A 23873-nucleotide genomic window follows, 5' to 3' on the forward strand; every position below is an offset into this window, starting at 1 on the left:
CAGCTCCTTAAGCTTGGCCGCGTGCACGCAGGTCTGCGAGCACGGCGTCGATGCCGTTCTTGTCGATCAGGCGCAGGGCAGCGCTCGAAACACGCAGGCGAACCCAGCGGTTTTCCGTTTCGACCCAGAAACGACGGTATTGCAGGTTCGGCAGGAACCGGCGCTTGGTTTTGTTGTTGGCGTGAGAAACGTTGTTTCCCACCATCGGGCCCTTGCCCGTGACTTCACATACGCGTGCCATGAGGACACTCTTTCTTGAACAGCTGGCACCGGCTCGACGGCAGTGGCCGAGGGTGTTTTGCAGCTTGACCTCGCCAGAAACGGGTGGCGGTACCCCGGATTGCCGCTGGCCCCAGGAGGGTGCGATTTCGGCAAAGCCTCGGATTATAGCCCTTTCGGCGGGCCGGCAGGAAAACCGAAGGCGGGCCCACGAAAAAGGCGGGCGCAAGGCCCGCCTCGTCGAGGAGCCTGGCGACTCAGAGCGTGCCGTCCTGCTCTAGGAAGCGCTGCGCATCGAGCGCGGCCATGCAGCCCGTGCCGGCGCTGGTGATGGCCTGGCGGTAGATGTGATCCTGCACGTCGCCGGCGGCGAACACGCCCGGCACGCTGGTCATGGTGGCGAAGCCCTGCAGGCCCGAACGCGTGACGATGTAGCCATCCTTCATGTCGACCTGGCCCTGGAAGATGTCCGTGTTCGGGTGGTGGCCGATCGCGATGAAGCAGCCCTTGAGGTCGATCTGCTCGGTCGCGCCGGTCTGCGTGTTCTTGATGCGGATGCCGGTCACGCCGGAATCGTCGCCCAGAACTTCGTCGAGCGTATTGTGTACTTTCAACTCGATTTTGCCCTCGGCTTCTTTTTCATGAAGCTTGTCGATCAGGATGGGTTCCGCGCGGAATTTGTCGCGGCGATGCACCAGCGTTACTTTTTTGGCGATATTCGAAAGATAAAGCGCTTCCTCGACCGCCGTATTGCCGCCGCCGATCACGCAGACTTCCTGCTCGCGATAGAAGAATCCGTCGCAGGTGGCGCAACCCGACACGCCGCGGCCCATGAACTTCTGTTCGGATTCGAGGCCCAGGTACTTGGCCGACGCGCCGGTGGCGATCACGAGCGCGTCGCAGGTGTAGGTGCCGCTGTCGCCGGTGAGCGTGAAGGGGCGCTTGCTCAGGTCGACCTTGTTGATGTGGTCGAACACGATCTGCGTCTTGAAGCGCTCGGCGTGCTCCAGGAAACGCTGCATGAGGTCGGGCCCCTGCACGCCATGCACATCGGCCGGCCAATTGTCGACCTCGGTGGTCGTCATCAATTGCCCGCCCTGGGCCATGCCGGTAATCAGCAAAGGCTGAAGATTTGCACGCGCCGCATAAACGGCAGCCGTATAACCGGCGGGACCTGAGCCCAGAATTAAAACCTTGGCATGTTGGGAAGCGGACATGGTGCGTAAAAACCTAGGAATTGCGCTGATTCAGCGTGTACATTTTGAGGGTGGTAGCGATACATGGGGAGTATCGCCGCTCGGATCAACCACCGAGTGCACGGTGTTTTCAATGCGCGCGATTGTAGTAATCCATCGGCGCGCCGATGGCCCGACCGCAGGAGCGCGCGGTACCAGGGATTGAATGAATGTCGATGCTGTCCAACCTTGAATTGCTCCGGCGCGTTCCGCTGTTCGCGTCGCTGACTCCTTCGCAGTCCGCAAGCATTGCGGATGCGATCATCAAGAAGCGCTTCAAGCGCGCGGAGGTCGTGGTCGAGCAGGGCAAGAAGTCCGATGCGCTCTACATCATCCTGACCGGGCGAGCGCGCGTGACCAGTGCCGACAGCCGTGGCCGCGAGGTCATCCTCGCCACGCTGCATCCCGGCGACTATCTGGGCGAGATGAGTCTGATCGACGACGAGCCGCATTCGGCCACGGTACGCACCGAGATCCAGTGCGACGTGCTGATGCTGGGCCGCGAAGCCTTCGCGCGCTGCCTGCCCGAGAACTCCTCGATGGCCTACAACATCATGCGCGGCCTGGTGCAGCGCCTGCGCCATGCCGACCGCAAGATCGAGTCGCTCGCGCTGATGGACGTCTACGGCCGCGTCGCGCGCTCGCTGCTCGAGTTCGCGGTCGACGACGGCGCCGGCAACCTCAAGGTGCGCGAGAAGATTTCGCGCCAGGACCTCGCGAAGATGGTCGGTGCCTCGCGCGAGATGGTGAGCCGCGTGATGAAGGATCTTGAGGAGCGCGGTTTCGTGCAGACCCTCGAGGACGGCTCGATGATCGTCAAGGAGCGCCTGCTGTCGCTGGCCTGAGCCGGCGCGAAGGCGTGAAAGAAGGTGTGAGCGAAACTGCCGCGGCCCGTGGACGCGGCAGAATAGCCGCGGCCCTTTTCGTTGTAGTGTTCGTGCCGCCAGACCCGCGTCCCGCCGGTCTGGCCGCCAGTATTTCATGACCTATTCGCTCAATACGCTTCACTCTTCCACGGCCGGCGAAGGTGCGCCCGTGCGTGTGCGGGCCATGCGCTTCGCCCACGAGATCACCCTGATCGCCGGTTTCGCGGCGCTGTTGTTCTGGCTGCTCGCCATGCTGAGCTTCACGCCCTCCGATGCGGCCTGGTCGACCTCGGGCACCGGCGGCGAGATCAAGAACTGGGGCGGCCGCATCGGCGCCTGGGTGGCCGACGGCAGCTACTTCCTGGCCGGCTACTCGGTCTGGTGGTGCCTGGCAGCCGGGCTGCGCGCCTGGCTGTCCTCGCTCGCGAGCTGGATGCGCGGCGGAGAGGAGGGCCCTCAGGGCGATCCCGCGCCGCGCGGCCGCTTCAACCGCAGCCGCCTGGCCTTCTGGTTCGGGCTCGTGCTGCTGCTGTGCGCGAGCACCATGCTCGAGTGGTCGCGCCTGTACCGGCTCGAGTCGCACTTGCCCGGCTCGGGCGGCGGCGCCATCGGCCTGCTGGTCGGTCCCGCGAGCGTGCGCTGGATGGGCTTCACGGGTTCGGCGCTGGTGGCCATCGCCGGCGGCGTGATCGGTTCGGCGCTGGTGTTCCGCTTCTCGTGGAGCCAGATCGCCGAGCGCATCGGCGCGCGCGTGTATTCGCTGTTCGAATCGCGGCGCGAGAAGCGCGAGGTCGCCGCCGACATCGCACTGGGCAAGAAGGCCGTGCGCGAGCGCCGCGCCGAGGTCGACGACGAGCCGGCCTATGTGCCGCGCGGTGCCGTCGAGCCCTCGATCGATGGCGAGCATCAGTCCACCGCCGTGCCCGACATGGACGACCTGCGCATCGAGCCGCGCGCCAAGCGCCGCCCCGCATCGCCGCCGGTGCAGATCGAGCCCGCGATGACCGAGGTGCCCAAGAGCGACCGTGTCGCCAAGGAGCGCCAGAAGCCGCTGTTCAAGGAACTGCCCGACAACAAGCTGCCGCAGGTCGACCTGCTCGATGCCGCGCAGGCGCGCCAGGAGACCGTCTCCTCCGACACGCTCGAGATGACCTCGCGCATGATCGAGAAGAAGCTCAAGGACTTCGGCGTCGAGGTGCGCGTCGTGCTCGCCTCGCCCGGCCCGGTCATCACGCGCTACGAGATCGAGCCCGCCACCGGCGTCAAGGGCTCGCAGATCGTCAACCTCGCGAAGGACCTCGCGCGCTCGCTTTCGCTGGTGTCGATCCGCGTGGTCGAGACCATCCCGGGCAAGAACTACATGGCGCTCGAACTGCCGAACGCCAAGCGCCAGTCGATCAAGCTCAGCGAGATCCTCGGCTCGCAGGTCTACAACGAGGGCAAGTCGATGCTCACGATGGGCCTGGGCAAGGACATCATCGGCAACCCCGTGGTCGCCGACCTCGCGAAGATGCCGCACGTGCTGGTGGCCGGTACCACCGGTTCGGGCAAGTCGGTGGGGATCAACGCGATGATCCTGAGCCTGCTCTACAAGGCCGAGGCGCGCGACGTGCGCCTGCTCATGATCGACCCCAAGATGCTGGAAATGTCGGTCTACGAAGGCATCCCGCACCTGCTCGCGCCCGTGGTCACCGACATGCGCCAGGCCGCGCACGGCCTGAACTGGTGCGTGGCCGAGATGGAGCGCCGCTACAAGCTCATGAGCAAGCTCGGCGTGCGCAACCTCGCGGGCTACAACACCAAGATCGACGAGGCCAAGGCGCGCGAGGAGTTCATCTACAACCCCTTCAGCCTCACGCCCGACGACCCCGAGCCGCTGCGCCGCGAGCCGCACATCGTGGTGGTGATCGACGAGCTGGCCGACCTGATGATGGTGGTCGGCAAGAAGATCGAAGAGCTGATCGCCCGCCTCGCGCAGAAGGCGCGCGCCGCCGGCATCCACTTGATCCTGGCCACGCAGCGGCCCAGCGTCGACGTGATCACCGGCCTCATCAAGGCCAACATCCCGACCCGCATTGCGTTCCAGGTCTCGAGCAAGATCGACAGCCGCACCATCCTCGACCAGATGGGCGCCGAGGCGCTGCTCGGCATGGGCGACATGCTCTACATGCCCAGCGGCACCGGCCTGCCGGTGCGCGTGCACGGTGCCTTCGTGAGCGACGAGGAAGTGCACCGCGTGGTGGCCTATCTGAAGAGCCAGGGTGAGCCCGACTACATCGAGGGCGTGCTCGAAGGCGGCACGGTCGACGGCGACGGTGACGGCGACCTGCTCGGCGGCGGTGGCGACAGCGAGAAGGACCCGATGTACGACCAGGCGGTCGAGGTGGTGCTCAAGAACCGCAAGGCCAGCATCTCGCTGGTGCAGCGCCACCTGAAGATCGGCTACAACCGCGCGGCGCGGCTGGTCGAGGACATGGAGAAGGCCGGCCTGGTGAGCGCCATGAGCGGCAGCGGCCAGCGCGAGATCCTCGTGCCCGCGCGCGCCGAATAGGCGCGCCCACGCGATCCCGTGTCCGTTCCGTTACGTGTTGAGATACGGCTTGCACAAGCTCGCTGCCCATTGCAAATCTTCATCAAGCCCTACAAGGACGGCCATGGCCGCCGGGGTAAGGTCGATGCGGTGTTCAGCTTCGAAGGTTTGAAAGAATGAAGACTCGTCCCTGGCTCCTCGCGGGCCTTCTCCTCGCGTGCGGTGCCCATGCATGGGCCGGCGGCATGGAAAGCCTCGAGGCTTTCGTCAAGTCCGCCAAGTCCGGCCGCGCCGACTTCACCCAGACCGTGACCGCGCCGCCGCGCGACGGCCAGGCCGGCCGCGTCAAGACCTCGAGCGGCACCTTCGAATTCCAGCGGCCCGGTCGCTTCAAGTTCGACTACAAGAAGCCTTTCGCGCAAAGCATCGTGGCCGACGGCAAGACGCTGTGGCTCTACGACGCCGACCTCAACCAGGTCACGCAGCGCGCGCAGGCACAGGCTTTGGGCTCGACGCCCGCGGCCCTGATCGCCGCCGCACCCGACCTGCGTGCGCTGCAGGCCGACTTCGCGCTCGAGGCGGTGCCCGAGCGCGACGGCCTGCAATGGGTCAAGGCCACGCCGAAGAACAAGGACGGCCAGCTGCAGAACGTGCAGGTCGGCTTCCAGGGCGACGCGCTCGCGGCGCTCGAGATCCTCGACAGCTTCGGCCAGCGCTCGGTGCTCAAGTTCAGCAAGGTCGAGGTCAATCCCGCGCTGCCCGCCGCCACCTTCGACTTCAAGGTGCCCACCGGCGCGGACGTCGTCAAGCAGTAATCCACACTCTCACCCGAACGTTTCGTCCTTGGCCGTCAGCTCGCATCAACCCCTGGCCGAGCGCCTGCGTCCGCGCACGCTCGGCGAAGTCATCGGCCAGCAGCACCTGCTCGGGCCCGGCATGGCGCTGCGCATCGCCTTCGAGTCGGGCCAGCCGCATTCGTGCATCCTCTGGGGCCCGCCCGGCACCGGCAAGACCACCATCGCGCGCCTGATGGCCGATGCCTTCGATGCGCAGTTCCTGAGCATCAGCGCGGTGCTCGGCGGCGTGAAGGACATCCGCGAGGCGGTCGAGCGCGCGACCGCTGCGCGCGACGGGCTCGAGCAGCGGCGCACCATCGTCTTCGTCGACGAAGTGCATCGCTTCAACAAGAGCCAGCAGGACGCCTTCCTACCGCACGTCGAGTCGGGCCTCTTCACCTTCATCGGCGCCACCACCGAGAACCCGTCGTTCGAGGTCAACTCGGCGCTGCTCTCGCGGGCCGCCGTGTATGTGCTGCAGTCGCTCGGCGAAGCCGACCTCAAGCAGATCGTCGCGAAGGCGCAGGCCATCGACGCATTGCCCGCCATCGAGGACGCCGCGCTCGAGCGCCTGATCGCCTATGCCGACGGTGATGCGCGCCGGCTGCTCAACACGCTCGAAACGCTGGCCGTCGCGGCACGCGCCGAGAAGCTCGAGGCCATCGGCGACGAATGGCTGCTGCGCGTGCTCGGCGAGCGCATGCGGCGCTACGACAAGGGCGGCGAGCAGTTCTACGACACCATCAGCGCGCTGCACAAGTCGGTGCGCGGCAGCGATCCAGATGCCGCGCTCTACTGGTTCGTGCGCATGCTCGATGGTGGCGCCGATCCGCGCTACATGGCACGCCGGCTGGTGCGCATGGCGAGCGAGGACATCGGCCTGGCCGATCCGCGCGCGCTGCGGCTCGCGCTCGACGCGGCCGAGGTCTACGAGCGCCTGGGCACGCCCGAGGGCGAACTCGCGCTGGCCCAGTGCGTGGTCTACCTCGCGATGGCGCCCAAGTCGAACGCGGTCTACACGGCCTACAACGCGGTGCGCGCGCTGGTCAAGAAGGACAGCACGCGGCCCGTGCCCATGCATCTGCGCAATGCCCCGACCAAGCTCATGAAGGAGCTCGACTACGGCAAGGGCTATCGCTACGCGCACGACGAGGAGGGCGGTTTCGCGGCCGGCGAGCAGTACCTGCCCGATGGCCTGCAGGGTCAGGTCTTCTACGAACCGGTCGATCGCGGACTCGAGATCCGCATCGGCGAGAAGCTGCGCGAGCTGCGCCGCCGGAACGCCGAACAGGGCGACTGATACGCCCTTGCGGCGTGCACGCAAGGCGTGCATGGATACAAGCGCAAAGCGCATGACGTCAGCGGGTAAACCCCCGTCGATGCGCACCAAATCGGCGCTGGCCCGTGACTACAATCCCGCCCACTAAATCGGCAGCCACCACATGCTGGCTGGTTTTTTGCTTGTCAAGCCAAGGCGCCAAACCGGTGCCACGGTGGGTGAATGGCACCCCGCAACGGTGCAACACAGAGGAATCTTCTTTATGGACATCTTGCTGCAGCAGATCATCAACGGTCTGGTTCTCGGCAGCATGTACGCCTTGATAGCCTTGGGCTACACCATGGTGTACGGCATCATCAATCTGATCAATTTCGCGCACGGTGAAGTGCTCATGGTGGGGGCGCTCACGAGCTGGTCCATCATCGGGCTCATGCAGTCGTCGATGCCCGGCACGCCGGGCTGGCTGATATTGATCATCGCGCTGGTCATCGCGTGCGTCGTCGCCGCCACGCTGAACTTCGTGATCGAGAAAGTGGCCTACCGGCCGCTGCGCAACTCGCCCAAGCTCGCACCGCTGATCACCGCCATCGGCATGTCGATCCTGCTGCAGACGCTGGCGATGATCATCTGGAAGCCCACCAACAAGGCCTACCCGACGCTGCTGCCCTCGGACCCCATCCACATCGCCGGCGCCGTCATCTCGCCGACGCAGGTGATGATCCTCGGCGTCACCGCGGTCTCGCTGGCCATCCTCATGTGGCTGGTCAATTACACGAAGCTCGGCCGCGCGATGCGCGCCACCGCCGAGAACCCGCGCGTGGCCGCGCTGATGGGCATCCGCCCCGACATGGTCATCTCGGCCACCTTCATCATCGGTGCCGTGCTCGCGGCCATCGCGGGCGTCATGTACGCCTCCAACTACGGCATCGCGCAGCACGCGATGGGCTTCCTGCCCGGCCTCAAGGCCTTCACCGCGGCCGTGTTCGGCGGCATCGGCAACCTCGCGGGAGCGGTCGTCGGCGGCCTCCTGCTGGGGCTCATCGAGGCCATCGGCTCGGGCTACATCGGCACCCTCACCGGTGGCGTGCTCGGCAGCAACTACAGCGACATCTTCGCGTTCATCGTGCTGATCGTGATGCTCACGCTGCGCCCCGCCGGCCTGCTCGGCGAACGCGTGGCCGATCGCGCCTGAAGGACTTGCCATCATGAAGAACAGCAAGAACCTCGCGCTCTACCTGGTCGGCGTCATCGCCGTGCTCGCGCTGCCGCTGCTGCTGCAAAGCCAGGGCAATGCCTGGGTGCGCATCGCCGACATCGCACTGCTCTACGTGCTGTTGGCACTGGGCCTGAACATCGTGGTCGGCTACGCCGGCCTGCTCGACCTGGGCTACGTCGCCTTCTTCGCGGTCGGTGCCTACCTGTTCGCGCTCATGGGCTCGGGCCACCTGTCCGAGACCTTCGAGTGGTTCAAGGCCACCTTCCCGAACGGCATGCACACCTCGCTGCTGATCGTGATACCGCTGGCCTTCGTGCTGGCCGCGCTGCTCGGCGTGCTGCTCGGCGCGCCCACGCTGAAGCTGCGCGGCGACTACCTCGCGATCGTGACGCTGGGCTTCGGCGAAATCATCCGCGTGTTCCTGAACAACCTCGACCAGCCGATCAACATCACGAACGGTCCCAAGGGCATCACCTCGATCGACTCGATCAAGTTCTGGGGCCTCGATCTCGGCAAGGCCTGGAAGTTCGACGGCTTCACGATCTCCTCGGTCACGCTGTACTACTACCTGTTCCTCGCGCTGGTGGTGGTCACCATCGTGATCTCGCACCGCCTGCAGGTCTCGCGCATCGGCCGCGCCTGGATGGCCATCCGCGAGGACGAGATCGCCGCCAAGGCGATGGGCATCAACACCCGCAACATGAAGCTGCTGGCCTTCGGCATGGGCGCGAGCTTCGGCGGCGTGTCGGGCGCGATGTTCGCGGCCTTCCAGGGCTTCGTCTCGCCCGAGTCGTTCAGCCTCATGGAGTCGGTGATGATCGTCGCCATGGTCGTGCTCGGCGGCATCGGCCACCTGCCCGGCGTGATCCTGGGCGCCGTGCTGCTCGCGGCCCTGCCCGAGGTGCTGCGCTACGTCGCCGGCCCGCTGCAGGCGCTGACCGACGGCCGCCTCGACGCCTCCATCCTGCGCCAGCTGTTCATCGCGCTGGCCATGATCGTCATCATGCTGGTGCGTCCGCGCGGCCTGTGGCCCTCGCCCGAGCATGGCAAGACGCTGCAGCGCAAGGGCGCCGCGGCGGTCGACCCGGCCCATGCTGCGGTCGCGCCCGGCTCGCTGCAGACCCACGCGCCCGGCGTCGATTCGCCGGCCGACGAAGTGCCCGGTGGCGCCTCGCGTTCCATGTCGATCAATCCGTGAGCCAGGAGACGCATCCCATGAGCACGGCAGACACCATCCTCAACGTCCGCGGCATCTCCAAGCGCTTCGGCGGCCTGCAGGCCCTCTCGGACGTCGGCATCACCATCCAGCGCGGCCAGGTCTATGGCCTGATCGGCCCCAACGGCGCCGGCAAGACCACCTTCTTCAACGTCATCACCGGCCTGTACACGCCCGACAGCGGCAGCTTCGAGCTCGCCGGCAAGCCCTACCAGCCCACGGCCGTGCACGAGGTGGCCAAGGCCGGCATCGCGCGCACCTTCCAGAACATCCGCCTGTTCGCCGAGATGACGGCGCTCGAGAACGTGATGGTCGGTCGCCACATCCGCACCCGCTCCGGCGTGGTCGGCGCGATGCTGCGCACCGGCGCCTTCAAGGCCGAGGAGAAGGCCATTGCCCAGCGCGCGCAGGAGTTGCTCGACTACGTGGGCATCGGCAAGTTCGCCGACTACAAGGCGCGTACCCTGAGCTACGGCGACCAGCGCCGCCTCGAGATCGCGCGCGCCCTGGCCACCGACCCGCAGCTGATCGCGCTCGACGAGCCCGCGGCCGGCATGAACATGACCGAGAAGGTCCAGCTGCGCGAGCTGATCGACCGCATCCGCCGCGACGACCGCACCATCCTGATCATCGAACACGACGTGAAGCTGATCATGGGCCTGTGCGACCGCGTCACGGTGCTCGACTACGGCAAGCAGATCGCCGAAGGCACGCCGGCGGACGTACAGAAGAACGAAAAGGTGATTGAGGCTTACCTCGGCACCGGAGGACATTGAGATGAGCGCAGCAGTGCAAACCCAAGAGGAAGTCGCGGCGGGCGCTTCGCAACGCAAGGCCGCAGGCAAGGTGTTGCTCAAGGTCAGCGGCCTGAAGGTCGGCTACGGCGGCATCCAGGCCGTCAAGGGCGTGGACTTCGAGGTGCGCGAGGGCGAGCTGGTCTCGCTGATCGGCTCCAACGGCGCCGGCAAGACCACCACCATGAAGGCGATCACCGGCACGCTGCCCGCGGGTGCGGGCGACATCGAGTTCCTGGGCCGCAGCATCAAGGGCCGCGGCGCCTGGGACCTGGTGGGCGAGGGCCTGGTGATGGTGCCCGAGGGCCGCGGCGTGTTCACGCGCATGACGATCACCGAGAACCTGCAGATCGGCGCCTACATCCGCAAGGACAAGGCCGGCATCGCGAGCGACATGGAGCGCGTCTTCGTGACCTTCCCGCGGCTGCGCGAGCGCAAGGACCAGCTGGCCGGCACCATGTCGGGCGGCGAGCAGCAGATGCTGGCCATGGGCCGCGCATTGATGGCACGCCCCAAGGTGCTGCTGCTCGACGAACCCACCATGGGCCTGTCGCCGATCATGTGCGACAAGATCTTCGAGGTGGTGCAGGCCGTGGCCGCGCAGGGCGTGACCATCCTGCTGGTCGAGCAGAACGCCAACCGCGCGCTGCAGCTGGCCGACCGCGGCTACGTGATGGAGTCGGGCCTGATCACCATGTCGGGCGATGCGAAGGGCCTGCTCAGCGATCCGAAGGTGCGCGCGGCGTACCTGGGCGAGTAAGCGGCACGGCGGGCCTTTCGAGGCCACGCAAAAAAGGGCGGCGGTGCGAGGCACCGGCCGCCCTTTGTCTTGTGGGTGCGAGCTCAGTCGACCTTCGCGCCCGTGGCCTTCACCACCTGCTCGTACTTGCCGAGCTCGCTCTTCATGAAGGCGCCGAACTGCGCGGGCGTGCTGGCCACCGGCTCGGCCAGCAGCAGCGCGAAGCGCGACTTGGTCTCCGGCGCGTTCAGCGCGTCGACGAAGGCATGGTTGAGCTTGGCGATCACGTCCGGCGGCGTGTGGGCCGGTGCGACAAGGCCCCACCAGGTGTCGATCGAGAAGTCCTTGAGCGTGTCCGACACCGGCGGCACCTCGGGCAGGGCGCTGCTGCGCTGCAGGGTGGTCACGGCGATCGCCTTGAGCTTGCCCGAGCGGATGTTGGGCGCGGCGGTGGCGAGGTTGTCGAAGTTGAAGTCGACCTGGCCCGACACCAGCGCCAACTGCGCCGGGTTGCCGCCGTTGTAGGGGATGTGCACCGCGAAGATGCCGGCGGCCTTCTTGAACATCTCGCCCGCCAGATGGCCGGCGCTGCCGTTGCCGCCGCTGCCGTAGTTGAGCTTGCCGGGGTTGGCCCGGGCGTAGGCGATCAGGTCCTTGAGCGTGGCGATCTTCAGGCGCTGCGCGGTCTCGGCGTTCATCACCAGCACGTTGGGCACGCGGACCATCTGCGTGATCGGCGCGAAGTCGGTCGCCGCGTTGAAGGGCATCTTGCTGTAGAGCCAGGGGTTCACCGCGTTGGTGGCGGTGGCGGCAATGCCGATGGTCAGGCCGTCGGGCGCGGCCTTGGCGACGATGTCGGCGCCGATGTTGCCGCCCGCGCCGGGCTTGTTGTCGATGATCACCGGGCCGCCGAGCGTGTCGCGCACGCGTTCGGCCAGCGCGCGCGCTGTCACGTCGATGGGGCCGCCGGCCGCGTAGGGCACGACGAGGCGGATCGGCCGCTGCTGCTGGGCCAGGGCGGGGGCGCCGGTGGCCAGGGCGAGCGTGGAGAGGGCGAGGGTGGCGAGGAAGGTCTTGCGGGTTGTCATGCCCCGGATTGTCGGCGCGCCGCGCGGCGGCCGCAGCGTGGCTATCCCTAGCCGGCGCGCCGGGCCACCGGCTTCAGGGCAGTGCCTTGTCGGCCTCGGTGGTGAAGGCGTCGGCGAAGAACTCTTCCTCGGGCAGGCCCGCGAGCGCCACGTAGTCGCGCTTGGCCGAGTCCACCACGATCGGCGCGCCGCAGGCATAGACCTGGTGGCCCGAGAGGTCGGCGAAGTCTTCCAGCACCGCGGCATGGACGAAGCCGGTGCGGCCGGTCCAGTTGTCCTCGGGCGTGGCGTTGGAGATCACCGGCACGTAGCGCAGGTTCGGCATCTGCGCGAGCTGCTCGCGCACCCAGTCGTCCATGTAGAGATCCTCGGGCCGGCGGCCGCCCCAGTAGAGCGTGGCGGGGCGGTCGATGGCCTTGAACTTCATGTGTTCGAGCAGCGCCTTGATCGGCGCGAAGCCGGTGCCCGAGGCCAGCAGGATCAGCGGCTTGTCCGAGTCCTCGCGCAGGAAGAAGCTGCCGTAGGGGCCCTCGATGCGCAGGATCTCCTTTTCCTTCATGGTGAGGAACACGTGGTCGGTGAACTTGCCGCCCGGCAGGTGGCGCAGGTGCAGCTCGATGCCGGTGCCCGGCTCGCCCAGCGTGTGCGGCGCATTGGCCATCGAGTAGCTGCGGCGCGCGCCGTCGCGCAGGATGAATTCCACGTACTGCCCCGCATAGAACTGCAGCGGCTCGCCGGCCGGCAACTGCAGGCGCAGCTGCATCACGTCGTGCGACTTGCGCGCGAGCGCGAGCACCCGCACCGGCATCTTGCGGATGGGGTGGGCGCCGGCCTCGGTCACCTGGCGCGATTCGAGCACCACGTCGCTGCGCGCGCGGGCGCAGCAGGTCAGCACGAAGCCCGCGAGCTGTTCTTCCGCGCTCAGGGCCTTGCTCTGGTGCGGGCCGAGCTCGACCTCGCCCGAGAGCTTGCGGCACTTGCACGAGCCGCAGGCGCCGTCCTTGCAGCCATAGGGCAGGCCGATGCCCTGGCGGATGCCGGCCGCGAGGATGGTTTCGTCGCCTTGCGCCGCGAAATGGCGGCCGCTGGGTTCGACGGTGATGGAAAAGCCCGCCTCATGCGGCGCTGCAACAGTCATCGGTATTCTTCGGCTTGGATCAGCCCGTTACATGGGGGCTGAAAAAGAAAAGGGAACCCGAATTTTGCCTTCAATCCATAGCCCCTCCGGCGCGCTGCCGGCGCGCTTCCGCCGGACGCGTCTCCTGATCGTCGGCTGCGGCGACGTCGGCCAGCGCGTGGCGCGCGATCTGCGCGGGCGCGTGTCGCTGGTGGCGCTCACCTCCTCGGCCGAGCGCGTGAGCGCTTTGCGCGCCGCGGGCATCCGGCCGCTGATCGGCAATCTCGACGATCCGAAGACGCTGCGGCGCCTGTCGGCGCTGGGCACGCGCGTGCTGCACCTGGCGCCGCCGCCGCGCGACAGCGGCTCGGCCTGGTGGCGCGACCAGCGCACCGCCGCGCTGGTGCGCGCGCTGCGGCTGCGCGCGCTGCCCGACGCGCTGGTCTACGGCTCGACCAGCGGCGTCTATGGCGATTGCGGTGGCGCGCGCGTGAGCGAGACCCGCGCCGTGCGCCCCGACACGCCGCGCAGCCATCGGCGCGTCGATGCCGAGCGCGCCGTGCGCTGGTTCGGCCGCAGCACGGGCGTGCGCGCCAGCATCCTGCGCATCCCGGGCATCTACGCGCCCGACCGCGAAGGCGGCACGCCGCGCCAGCGGCTGCAGCGCGGCACGCCGGTGCTGCGGCGCGAGGACGACGTCTACACCAGCCACATCCATGCCGACGACCTCGCGCGCGCCTGCATCGCGGCGCTGTTCCGCGGCCGGCCGCAGCGCATCGTGCATGCCTCGGACGACACCGAGCTGCGCATGGGCGACTACATCGACCTCGCGGCCGACCTCTACGGCATGCCGCGCCCGCCGCGGGTGGCGCGCGAGGAGGCCGAACGCCAGCTGCCGCTGCAGCTGCTGAGCTTCATGGGCGAATCGCGCCGGCTCGACAACACGCGGCTCAAGCGCGAGCTGCGCGTGCGGCTCGCGCATCCGACGGTGCATACCGGGCTGCGCGAGGGAATCTGAGAGGGGAGGCGGAGTCCGCGAAGGACACCGGAAAAGAAGGCGCCGTGTGTGGTGCCCGGGGCCGGAATCGAACCGGCACGCCTTGCGGCGGGGGATTTTGAGTCCCCTGCGTCTACCAATTTCACCACCCGGGCACGGCAGGAAGGAAGCCCAAAATTATGGCACAGTGGAATGATGAACCGTCCCGAAGCTGATTCTTTTGCATATCCGCTACCCTCCGGGGCGGCAACCAGCGCCTTCCGCGCGGCCGACCGGACGCAGTCATGACCCACAAGTACCCCACCATCGAAGACGCCATCGGCCGCACGCCGCTGGTCGCGCTGCAGCGCATCAACGCCGAAGAGAACGCGCGGCGCAACAACGTGATCCTCGGCAAGCTCGAGGGCAACAACCCCGCCGGTTCGGTCAAGGACCGTCCGGCGCTTTCGATGATCAAGCGCGCCGAGGAGCGCGGCGAGATCAAGCCCGGCGACACGCTGATCGAGGCCACCTCGGGCAACACCGGCATCGCGCTCGCGATGGCCGCGGCCGTGAAGGGCTATCACATGGTCCTGATCATGCCGGAGGACCTCTCGATCGAGCGCGCCCAGACCATGAAGGCCTTCGGCGCCGAGCTCGTGCTCACGCCCAAGAGCGGCGGCATGGAATACGCGCGCGACCTCGCCGAGCAGATGGTGGCGCAGGGCAAGGGCCGCGTGCTCGACCAGTTCGCCAACCCCGACAACCCGCGCATCCACTACGAGACCACCGGCCCCGAGATCTGGGCCGACACCCAGGGCAAGGTCACGCACTTCGTGAGCGCCATGGGCACCACCGGCACCATCACGGGCGTGTCGCGCTTCCTCAAGGAGAAGAACCCCGCGATCCGCATCGTCGGCGCGCAGCCGGCCGAGGGCTCGCGCATTCCCGGCATCCGCAAGTGGCCGGCCGAATACCTGCCGAAGATCTTCGACCCGAGCCGTGTCGACCAGGAGATCAGCGTGAGCCAGGACGATGCCGAGGAGATGTGCCGGCGCCTCGCGCGCGAGGAGGGCATCTTCGGCGGCATCTCGGCCGCCGGCGCGCTGTGGGCGGCGCTGCAGGTCGCCAACACGGTCGAGAACGCCACCATCGTGTTCGTGGTCTGCGACCGCGGCGACCGCTACCTGTCGACCGGCGTCTTCCCCGCCTGATGCCAGCACCCCGGTGCGCCACGCGGCGCGCCGGCGGTTTCCCGGAACGAGACAAGAAAGAACAAGAGCCACCCCATGCCCCATCCCAAGTTCTGCCAGGCCTGCGCCACGCCGCTCGAATGGATCGCGCTGATGGAAGACGGCGGTCCCAAGGAGCGCCTGCGCTGCCCCAACTGCGGCCACACGCACTGGAACAATCCGACGCCGGTGCTGGCCGCCATCGTCGAATACCGCGGCCAGGTGCTGCTGGCGCGCAACGCGGCCTGGCCCGGCAAGATGTTCGCGCTGATCACCGGCTTCATGGAGGCCGGCGAGACGCCCGAGGAAGGCATCGCGCGCGAGGTCAAGGAAGAGACCAACCTCGACGTGAGCGCGACGAAGATCGTCGGCGCCTACGACTTCCAGCGCATGAACCAGGTCATCATCGCCTACCACGTGGTGGCCGATGGCGAGGTCAGGCTCTCGCCCGAGCTGGTCGACTACCGCCTCTACGACCTGCCCGACCTCAAGTGCTGGCCCGCCGGCACGGGCTATGCGCTGGCCGACTGGCTGCGCACGCGCGGCCACGAGCCGGTGTTCTTCACCGCGGCCGAGAACGAGGAACGCCGCCGCGGCCTGAACCTGCCGCCCGAGCCGCCCACCGGCAAGGGAGCCTGAGCATGGACGTCGACCGCGAAATCGACACCCGCGGGCTCAACTGCCCGCTGCCCATCCTCAAGGCCAAGAAGTCGCTCAACGACATGGCCAGCGGCCAGCTGCTGCGCGTGGTCTCGACCGACCCCGGCTCGGTGCGCGACTTCCAGGCCTTCGCGCGCCAGACCGGCAATGCGCTGATGGAACAGCAGACGGTCGGCACCGACTTCATCCACGTGCTGAAGCGGCGCTGAGGCCGCGCGCGACACGGCATCGAAAAGCAAAAAGGCCGGGAATCGCTGCCCGGCCTTTCGATTTGGAGCGACCCGGTTCAGAGCTTCAGGCTCTTGAGGTAGTCGCGGAACTGCCCGCCCACTTCCGGATGCGCGAGCGCCAGTTCCACGCTGGCCTGCAGGAAGCCTTCCTTGCTGCCGCAGTCGTAGCGCACGCCCTTGTAGGAATAGGCGTAGACCGATTCCTTCTTCATCAGCGCGGCGATGCCGTCGGTGAGCTGGATCTCGCCGCCCGCGCCCTTGGGCTGCTCGCGGATCTCGGCGAACACGCCGGGCGTGAGGATGTAGCGGCCAGCCACGCCCAGGCGCGAGGGAGCGTCCTCGGGCTTCGGCTTCTCGACCATGCGGTTGACCTTGACCAGGCCGTCCTCGATGGCGTCGCCGGCCACGATGCCATAGCGCTTCACGTGCTCGAGCGGCACTTCCTGCACCGCCAGCAGCGAGCCGCCGAGGCGCGCGAAAGCCGCGGTCATCTGGGCCAGCACCGGTTCGCCGCCCGTGGGGCCGACCATCAGGTCGTCGGCCAGCAGCACGGCGAAGGGCTCGTTGCCCACCAGGTGCTCGGCGCACAGCACCGCGTGGCCCAGGCCCAGCATGCGCGGCTGGCGCACGTAGGAGCAGGTCATGTCGTCGGGCATCACCGAGCGTGCGATGTTCAGCAGCGCATCCTTGCCGCTGGCCTCGAGCTGGCTCTCGAGCTCGTAGGCGGTGTCGTAGTGATCCTCGATCGCGCGCTTGTTGCGGCCGGTCACGAAGATCATGTCGCGGATGCCCGCGGCATAGGCTTCCTCGACGGCGTACTGGATCAGGGGCTTGTCGACCACCGGCAGCATTTCCTTGGGCTGGGCCTTGGTGGCCGGCAGGAAGCGGGTGCCGAAGCCTGCAACGGGGAATACGGCCTTGCGGATGCGCGTCGGGGAGGTGGACATGGGCAATTCGGTGTCGGTTCGTTCAGGATGAAGGAAGGAGTGAGGGCCGCGGGGGCCGTCCGGAACTGCGGCGGCGGAACCGGTCCGCCACCCGGCCGATTCTGCATCGGCCACCCATCCTACCGGCCTGCGGACAAGCCCGTATGTCAGCCGAGGCGCACAAGCTGGTCGCGCAGGCGCTCCAGCGTGGCCGTGAAGTCGGCCAGGCGCTTGCGCTCCTGCTCGATCACGGCCGGCGGCGCCTTGGCCACGAAGGCCTCGTTGCCGAGCTTGCCGTTGACCTTGGCGATCTCGCCCTCGATGCGGGCGATCTCCTTGCCGATGCGCGCGCGCTCGGCCACCTTGTCGATCTCCATGTGCAGGCACAGGCGGGCATTGCCGACCACGGCCACCGGCGCGGCCTCGGCGGCCGCGGCCCAGGCGGCCTCGTCGTCGAACACGCGCACTTCCTTGAGCTTGGCGAGCGCCTGCAGCACCGGCGCGGCCTCGCGCAGGAAGGCCGCGCCCTCGGCGTCGTCGGCCACGGCATAGAGCGGCAGCCGCAGCGCGGGCGAGACGTTCATCTCGCCGCGCAGGGTGCGGCAGCCGTCCACCAGCGCCTTGAGCCGCGCCACGTGGGCCTCGGCGGCCTCGTCGATGCGCTCGGGCTGGCTGAGCGGATAGGCCGCCACCATCACCGATTCGCCCGTGCGGCCCGCTACCGGCGCGACCTTCTGCCACAGCTCCTCGGTGATGAACGGGATCACCGGATGCGCGAGGCGCAGCAGGGTTTCGAGCGTGCGGATCAGCGTGCGGCGCGTGGCACGCTTCTGGGCATCGTCGCCGGTCTGAATCTGCACCTTGGCGATCTCGAGGTACCAGTCGCAGAACTCGTCCCAGGCGAACTGGTAGATCGCGTTGGCGACGTTGTCGAGCCGGTACTCCTCGAAGCCCTTGGCGACCTCGGCCTCGACGCGCTGCAGCTGCGAGACGATCCAGTAGTCGGCGCGGCTGAACTTCAGGTAGCCGTGCGCCGGACCGCCGACCTTGCACTCTTCCTTCGTGTGCTCCTTGAGGCCGCAGTCCTGGCCCTCGCAGTTCATCAGCACGAAGCGGGTGGCGTTCCACAGCTTGTTGCAGAAGTTGCGGTAGCCCTCGCAGCGCTTGCTGTCGAAGTTGATGCTGCGGCCCAGCGAGGCCAGCGAGGCGAAGGTGAAGCGCAGCGCGTCGGCGCCGAAGGCCGGGATGCCCTCGGGGAATTCCTTCTGCGTGTTCTTGCGCACCGTGGGCGCGGTCTCGGGCTTGCGCAGGCCCTGGGTGCGCTTGTCGAGCAGCTCGGGCAGCTCGATGCCGTCGATCAGGTCGACCGGGTCGAGCACGTTGCCCTCGGACTTGCTCATCTTCTTGCCCTGCGCATCGCGCACCAGGCCGTGGATGTAGACGTCCTTGAACGGCACGCGGCCGGTGAAGTGCTTGGTCATCATGATCATCCGGGCGACCCAGAAGAAGATGATGTCGTAGCCCGTGACCAGCACGCTCGAGGGCAGGTAGAGGTTGTAGTCGCTCGTGGGCTCGGTGCCCTGGTTCGGCCAGCCCAGCGTCGAGAACGGGAACAGGGCCGCGGAGAACCAGGTGTCGAGCACGTCCTCCTCGCGGCGCAGCGTCTTGCCGGGCGCCTTGGCCTGGGCTTCCTCCTCGCTGCGCGCGACGTAGACATTGCCCTCGTCGTCGTACCAGGCCGGGATCTGGTGGCCCCACCAGAGCTGGCGCGAGATGGTCCAGTCCTGGATGTTCTCCATCCAGTGGTTGTAGGTGTTGATCCAGTTCTCGGGCACGAAGCGCACCTCGCCCGAGCGCACCACGTCGATCGCCTTCTGCGCGATCGACTGGCCGTCGGCGCCGGGCTTGGTCATGGCCACGTACCACTGGTCGGTCAGCATCGGCTCGACGATGGCGCCGGTGCGCGCGCAGCGCGGCACCATCAGCTTGTGCTTCTTGGTCTCGACCAAGAGGCCCAGCGCGTCGAGGTCGGCCACCACGGCCTTGCGCGCCACGAAGCGGTCGAGGCCGCGGTATTTCTCGGGCGCGTTGTCGTTGACGGTCGCGTCGAGCGTGAGGATGCCGATGGTCTCGAGCTGGTGGCGCTGGCCCACCGCATAGTCGTTGTAGTCGTGCGCGGGCGTGACCTTCACCACGCCGGTGCCGAAGGCCTTGTCGACGTAGTCGTCGGCGATCACCGGGATCAGCCGGTCGACCAGCGGCAGGCGCACCTGCTTGCCGATCAGCGCCTTGTAGCGCTCGTCTTCCGGATGGACCATCACGGCCGTGTCGCCGAGCATGGTCTCGGGCCGGGTGGTGGCCACCGTGAGCGTGCCCGAGCCGTCTGCCAGCGGGTAGGCGATGTGCCAGAGCCAGCCGTCCTCTTCCTCGCTCTCGACCTCGAGGTCGCTCACGGCGGTCTTGAGCGTCGGGTCCCAGTTCACCAAGCGCTTGCCGCGGTAGATCAGGCCCTCTTCATAGAGCTTGACGAAGGTGTCCATCACCACGGGCGAGAGCTTCTCGTCCATGGTGAAGTATTCGCGGCTCCAGTCGACGGTGTCGCCCATGCGGCGCATCTGCTGGGTGATGGTGTTGCCGCTGCGTTCCTTCCACTCCCAGACCTTGGCGATGAAGTTCTTGCGCGCCTCCTGCGGCGTCGGGCCCATCTCGTGGCGGCTGATGTTCTGCGCCTGCAGCTGGCGCTCGACCACGATCTGGGTCGCGATGCCCGCGTGGTCGGTGCCCGGCAGCCACAGCGTGTTGTCGCCCTTCATGCGGTGGTAGCGCGTGAGGCTGTCCATGATCGTCTGGTTGAACGCATGGCCCATGTGCAGCGTGCCCGTCACGTTGGGCGGCGGCAGCTGGATCGAGAACGCGCCGGCGTCGGCCTTCGGCTTCCCGGTGCCGCGCCAGCCCGCGTGCGCGTAGCCGCGCTTTTCCCATTCGGGACCCCAGTGCGCCTCGAGGGCCGCGGGTTCGAACGATTTGGAAAGGCTCTCGAGGCCGGGTTGGGCGGTGGGTGTGGTGGGTTCGCTCATGGGGGCTTGGGGCAATGCGGCCATGGCGCCGGTACGCAGGTCGTACGGGCCGCGGGCCGCGCGGAGGCAGGGAAGGTCGGCGATTTTACCGGCGCCGCAAGGGGCGGGCGGGCCAACAGATAATTCCGCGATGCTGTTCCTGCTCTCTCCCGCCAAGTCGCTCGACTACGACACCCCGGTCCCCGCCGAAGTCCCCGCCACCCAACCCCATTTCGAGAGCCCGAAGGGCCCCTCGGTCGAACTGATCAAGCTGCTGCGCGAGAAGTCGCCGCAGCAGATCTCCGAGCTGATGCGCCTGTCGGACAAGCTCTCGGCCCTCAACGTGGCGCGCTATGCCGCCTGGCGTCCCAAGAGCACCGAGCAGAACGCCCGCCAGGCCGCCTTCGCCTTCGACGGCGACGTCTACGGGGGCTTCGACGCGCGCTCGTTCACGCCCGCGCAATTGGACTGGGCGCAGGACCACGTCTGCATCCTCAGCGGCCTGTACGGCGTGCTGCGCCCGCTCGACCGGCTGCAGCCCTACCGGCTCGAGATGGGCACCGCGCTGGCCAACCGGCACGGCAAGGACCTCTATGCCTTCTGGGGCGCGCGCATCGCCGAGCACCTCAACGAGCGGCTGGCGGCCGACCGCACGCCGGTGGTGATCAACGCCGCCTCGCAGGAGTACTTCCGCGCCGTCGATACCAAGGCGCTCAAGGCGCGTGTGGTCGAATGCGTGTTCGAGGAGTGGAAGGGCGACCGCTACAAGGTCATCAGCTTCTTCGCCAAGCGCGCGCGCGGCCTGCTGGCGCGCTGGGCCGTGCTGCACCGCGTGGCCACGCCCAAGGCGCTGGAAAAATTCGATCTCGAGGGTTATGGTTTCGACGCCCAGGTGTCCACGGCCGAACGGCTGGTCTTCAGGAGAAAACTCGTATGAATGATGTGAGGGAAGCAGGCGAGGCAACCGGAGCGCGCGCATGACGCAGGCCGTGAGTCCCGAACTGCGCGACTGGCTGGTGAGCCAGCTCGCGGCCGGCCATTCGGTGCCCGCGCTGCGCGCCTCGATGCGCGCGGCCGGCTGGCACGACGCCGCCACCGACATCGCGCTGGCCCAGCTCGAGGCCGGCTTTCCCGAATCCAGGGCCGCGTCGGCGCTGCCGCCGCGCACCTCGATGCCGGGCCCCGACCTCGAGGGCTCGCCGCTGTACATCGATGCCGGCGACCGCCGCGTGCAGGTGCTGCAGACCATGAAGCACCCGCGCGTGATCGTCTTCGGCAACCTGCTGTCGGCCGAGGAGTGCGAGGCGCTGATCGCGGCCGCGCGCGTGCGGCTCGCGCGCTCGCTCACGGTCGAGACCAAGACCGGCGGCGAGGTGCTCAACGTCGACCGCACCAGCGAAGGCATGTTCTTCGAGCGCGGCGAGAACGAGACCGTGCAGCGGCTCGAGCAGCGCCTGGCGCTGCTGCTGCGCTGGCCGCTCGAGTTCGGCGAGGGGCTGCAGATCCTGCGCTACGCGCCCGGCGCGCAGTACCGGCCGCACTACGACTATTTCGATCCCGGCGAGCCCGGCACGCCCACCATCCTCAAGCGCGGTGGCCAGCGCGTCGCCACGCTGGTGATGTACCTGCAGGAGCCCGAGAAGGGCGGCGCCACCACCTTCCCCGACGTCGGCCTCGAGGTCGCGCCGGTGCGCGGCACCGGCGTGTTCTTCAGCTACGACCATCCCGATCCCGCCACCCGCACGCTGCACGGCGGCGCGCCCGTGGTCGCGGGAGAGAAGTGGGTCGCCACCAAGTGGCTGCGCGAACGCGAGTTCCGCTAGCCCGCAACACAAGAAAGCCGCGATGAAGGTCCAGGCCAACGGATTGCAGATCGAAGTCGACGACACCGGCGGCGAGGGCCGGCCGGTGATCCTGCTGGTGATGGGCCTGGGCATGCAGCTCGTGGCCTGGCCGCGCGATTTCGTGCAGCCGCTGGTCGACGCCGGCTTTCGCGTGCTGCGCCACGACAACCGCGACATCGGCCTGAGCGAAGGCTTCGACCACAAGGGCGTGGGCAACATCGTCTGGGAGAGCATCCGGCTGCGCCTGGGCCTGCCGGTGCGCTCGGCCTACACGCTGCAGGACATGGCGGCCGATTCGCTGGGCGTGCTCGACGCGCTGGGCATCGCGCAGGCGCACGTGGTCGGCGCCTCGATGGGCGGCATGATCGCGCAGCGCATGGCCGCGACCGCGCCCACGCGCGTGCAGAGCCTCGTGAGCATCATGAGCTCGAGCGGCGCGCGCGGCCTGCCCGGTCCGCGCCGCGAGGTGGCCGCGATGCTGCTGCGGCGCCCGCTGGGCCGCGGCGAGGACGAGCTGATCGCGCACAGCATCCGCCTGCTGCGCCTGATCCAGAGCCCGGCCTATCCGCAGACCGACGAGGCGCTGGCCGAGCGCCTGCGCTTCGCCATGCGCCGTGCCTACCATCCGGCCGGCATGTTCCGCCAGATGCTCGCCATCGGCGCCGACACCGAGCGCCCCGAACTGCTGGGCCGCATCCAGTGCCCGACCCTGGTGCTGCACGGCGAGCCCGACGCGCTGGTGCCGATCGCCTGCGGCCAGGACACGGCGCGCCGCATCCCCGGCGCGCAGTTCGTGCCCATTCCCGGCATGGGCCACGACCTCCCGCCCGAGGTCTGCGCCATCCTTGCCAGACACATCGTCCCGTTCCTGAACGCGACGCCATCCCGCCATCCATGAGCCACGACGCCTCCCACACCCCCAACCCCAACACGCCCGAGCAGTCCCAGCTCGGCCGCGCCTCGGCCTACGCCGACCGCTACGACCCCACGCTGCTGTTCCCGATCGCGCGCGCCACCCAGCGCGAGGCCATGGGCATCGCGGCCGGCGCCTTGCCCTTCTTCGGCGCCGACCTCTGGACCGCCTTCGAACTGAGCTGGCTCAACCCGCGCGGCAAGCCGCAGCTCGCGATCGCGCACTTCACCGTGCCCTGCGAGACGCCCAACATCATCGAGAGCAAGAGCTTCAAGCTCTACCTCAACAGCTTCAACAACACCGCCTTCGCCGACGCCGAGGCCGTGCGCGAACGCCTGCGCACCGACCTGGCCGAAGCGCTGTGGCGCGGCAGCGACCGCGCGGCGGGCATCGGCGTGAAGCTGGTCGCGCCCGAGCTGTTCGACCGCGAGCCGGTGCACGAGCTCGACGGCCTGGACCTCGATCGGCTCGACATCGAGTGCACGCACTACCAGCCCGCGCCCGAGCTGCTCTCGAGCGACGCCACGCAGGTGCCGGTCACCGAGACGCTGACCAGCCGGCTGCTCAAGAGCAACTGCCTGGTCACGGGCCAGCCCGACTGGGGCAGCGTGCAGATCCGCTACAGCGGCCCGCCGATCGACCAGGCCGGGCTGCTCGCCTACATCGTGAGCTTTCGCAATCACAACGAATTCCACGAGCCCTGCGCCGAGCGCATGTTCACCGACATCTGGAAGCACTGCCACCCGACCAAGCTCGCGGTGTACGCGCGCTACACGCGGCGCGGAGGGCTCGACATCAACCCGTTTCGCACCAGCTGGCCGCAGGCGCTGCCGGCCAACGTGCGCACTGCGCGCCAGTAGGCGGACCGGTGTCGTCGAAGTTTTTTGAAGATTTTTTTGCT

At 68.0% G+C, this 23873-nt stretch carries 22 protein-coding genes and 1 tRNA gene; 16 read left to right on the forward strand and 7 right to left on the reverse strand.

Features of this window, described 5'->3' with window-relative positions; genetic code table 11:
* Positions 1–7: 7 nt before the first annotated feature.
* Positions 8–241, reverse strand: a complete 234-nt coding sequence (gene rpmB, locus KV106_RS33005; protein WP_028251282.1) for a 50S ribosomal protein L28 — start codon at positions 239–241, stop codon at positions 8–10.
* A 235-nt stretch (positions 242–476) separates the two neighbouring features.
* A complete protein-coding gene (gene trxB / locus KV106_RS33010) occupies positions 477–1436 on the reverse strand; it encodes a thioredoxin-disulfide reductase (RefSeq protein WP_057595022.1) in 960 nt (319 codons plus the stop codon).
* Between the two features lie 188 nt (positions 1437–1624).
* Here trxB and KV106_RS33015 point away from each other — a divergent pair, with 188 nt between their 5' ends.
* The 8 genes from KV106_RS33015 to KV106_RS33050 all read left to right on the forward strand — a co-directional run bounded on the left by KV106_RS33015 (position 1625) and on the right by KV106_RS33050 (position 10951).
* A complete protein-coding gene (locus KV106_RS33015) occupies positions 1625–2299 on the forward strand; it encodes a Crp/Fnr family transcriptional regulator (protein WP_057595021.1) in 675 nt (224 codons plus the stop codon).
* Positions 2300–2435: 136 nt separating this feature from the next.
* On the forward strand, positions 2436–4871 hold the full coding sequence (locus KV106_RS33020) for a DNA translocase FtsK (RefSeq protein ID WP_261215669.1): 2436 nt from the start codon (positions 2436–2438) through the stop codon (positions 4869–4871).
* 155 nt (positions 4872–5026) lie between these two features.
* On the forward strand, positions 5027–5665 hold the full coding sequence (gene lolA / locus KV106_RS33025) for an outer membrane lipoprotein periplasmic chaperone LolA (RefSeq protein WP_057595019.1): 639 nt from the start codon (positions 5027–5029) through the stop codon (positions 5663–5665).
* Positions 5666–5693: 28 nt separating this feature from the next.
* Entirely contained in the window at positions 5694–6986 is a 1293-nt protein-coding gene (locus KV106_RS33030; RefSeq protein ID WP_057595018.1) for a replication-associated recombination protein A, read from the forward strand.
* Positions 6987–7227: 241 nt separating this feature from the next.
* Entirely contained in the window at positions 7228–8157 is a 930-nt protein-coding gene (locus tag KV106_RS33035; protein ID WP_057595017.1) for a branched-chain amino acid ABC transporter permease, read from the forward strand.
* Between the two features lie 13 nt (positions 8158–8170).
* A complete protein-coding gene (locus KV106_RS33040) occupies positions 8171–9379 on the forward strand; it encodes a branched-chain amino acid ABC transporter permease (protein WP_057595016.1) in 1209 nt (402 codons plus the stop codon).
* A gap of 17 nt (positions 9380–9396) precedes the next feature.
* Complete coding sequence (locus KV106_RS33045; RefSeq protein ID WP_057595043.1) at positions 9397–10173, forward strand: ABC transporter ATP-binding protein; 777 nt, start codon at positions 9397–9399, stop codon at positions 10171–10173.
* A gap of 1 nt (position 10174) precedes the next feature.
* Complete coding sequence (locus tag KV106_RS33050) at positions 10175–10951, forward strand: ABC transporter ATP-binding protein (RefSeq protein WP_057595015.1); 777 nt, start codon at positions 10175–10177, stop codon at positions 10949–10951.
* Between the two features lie 83 nt (positions 10952–11034).
* Here KV106_RS33050 and KV106_RS33055 read toward each other — a convergent pair whose 3' ends face one another.
* Positions 11035–12018 carry a Bug family tripartite tricarboxylate transporter substrate binding protein gene (locus tag KV106_RS33055; protein WP_209547380.1) on the reverse strand — a complete coding sequence of 328 codons (984 nt, stop codon included), beginning with the start codon at positions 12016–12018 and terminating at the stop codon, positions 11035–11037.
* A 73-nt stretch (positions 12019–12091) separates the two neighbouring features.
* A complete protein-coding gene (locus KV106_RS33060) occupies positions 12092–13156 on the reverse strand; it encodes a CDP-6-deoxy-delta-3,4-glucoseen reductase (RefSeq protein WP_261215677.1) in 1065 nt (354 codons plus the stop codon).
* Positions 13157–13220: 64 nt separating this feature from the next.
* Here KV106_RS33060 and KV106_RS33065 point away from each other — a divergent pair, with 64 nt between their 5' ends.
* A complete protein-coding gene (locus KV106_RS33065) occupies positions 13221–14153 on the forward strand; it encodes an SDR family oxidoreductase (RefSeq protein ID WP_261215678.1) in 933 nt (310 codons plus the stop codon).
* Between the two features lie 49 nt (positions 14154–14202).
* Here KV106_RS33065 and KV106_RS33070 read toward each other — a convergent pair.
* Positions 14203–14287 (reverse strand) — tRNA-Leu (locus KV106_RS33070).
* Positions 14288–14416: 129 nt separating this feature from the next.
* Between KV106_RS33070 and cysM the strand changes: the two genes are divergently transcribed.
* The 3 genes from cysM to KV106_RS33085 all read left to right on the forward strand — a co-directional run bounded on the left by cysM (position 14417) and on the right by KV106_RS33085 (position 16212).
* Entirely contained in the window at positions 14417–15325 is a 909-nt protein-coding gene (gene cysM / locus KV106_RS33075) for a cysteine synthase CysM (RefSeq protein ID WP_057592908.1), read from the forward strand.
* A 75-nt stretch (positions 15326–15400) separates the two neighbouring features.
* Positions 15401–15982: an NUDIX domain-containing protein gene (locus tag KV106_RS33080; RefSeq protein WP_057592909.1), complete on the forward strand. Its 582-nt coding sequence runs from the start codon at positions 15401–15403 to the stop codon at positions 15980–15982.
* Between the two features lie 2 nt (positions 15983–15984).
* Positions 15985–16212 carry a sulfurtransferase TusA family protein gene (locus KV106_RS33085; RefSeq protein ID WP_057592910.1) on the forward strand — a complete coding sequence of 76 codons (228 nt, stop codon included), beginning with the start codon at positions 15985–15987 and terminating at the stop codon, positions 16210–16212.
* A gap of 77 nt (positions 16213–16289) precedes the next feature.
* On the opposite strand, the gene galU is transcribed toward KV106_RS33085, so the two are convergent.
* Positions 16290–17180 (reverse strand): UTP--glucose-1-phosphate uridylyltransferase GalU, encoded by an 891-nt coding sequence (galU, locus tag KV106_RS33090; RefSeq protein WP_261215681.1) that lies wholly within the window; start codon positions 17178–17180, stop codon positions 16290–16292.
* A 146-nt stretch (positions 17181–17326) separates the two neighbouring features.
* Positions 17327–20236: a valine--tRNA ligase gene (locus KV106_RS33095; RefSeq protein WP_261215684.1), complete on the reverse strand. Its 2910-nt coding sequence runs from the start codon at positions 20234–20236 to the stop codon at positions 17327–17329.
* Positions 20237–20366: 130 nt separating this feature from the next.
* On the opposite strand from KV106_RS33095, the gene yaaA reads away from it, so the two are divergent.
* The 4 genes from yaaA to queF are packed head-to-tail and all read left to right on the forward strand — an operon-like array spanning position 20367 to position 23832.
* Entirely contained in the window at positions 20367–21152 is a 786-nt protein-coding gene (gene yaaA / locus KV106_RS33100; RefSeq protein WP_261215685.1) for a peroxide stress protein YaaA, read from the forward strand.
* A gap of 40 nt (positions 21153–21192) precedes the next feature.
* Positions 21193–22038, forward strand: a complete 846-nt coding sequence (locus KV106_RS33105; RefSeq protein WP_057592914.1) for a 2OG-Fe(II) oxygenase — start codon at positions 21193–21195, stop codon at positions 22036–22038.
* A 22-nt stretch (positions 22039–22060) separates the two neighbouring features.
* Positions 22061–22957 carry an alpha/beta fold hydrolase gene (locus KV106_RS33110; protein WP_261215687.1) on the forward strand — a complete coding sequence of 299 codons (897 nt, stop codon included), beginning with the start codon at positions 22061–22063 and terminating at the stop codon, positions 22955–22957.
* Positions 22954–23832, forward strand: a complete 879-nt coding sequence (gene queF / locus KV106_RS33115; protein ID WP_057592916.1) for an NADPH-dependent 7-cyano-7-deazaguanine reductase QueF — start codon at positions 22954–22956, stop codon at positions 23830–23832. The genes KV106_RS33110 and queF overlap by 4 nt, the downstream gene beginning before the upstream one ends.
* The last annotated feature ends 41 nt before the right edge of the window (positions 23833–23873 follow it).

This window comes from Variovorax endophyticus (genome assembly GCF_025376855.1).
Taxonomy (GTDB): domain Bacteria; phylum Pseudomonadota; class Gammaproteobacteria; order Burkholderiales; family Burkholderiaceae_C; genus Variovorax.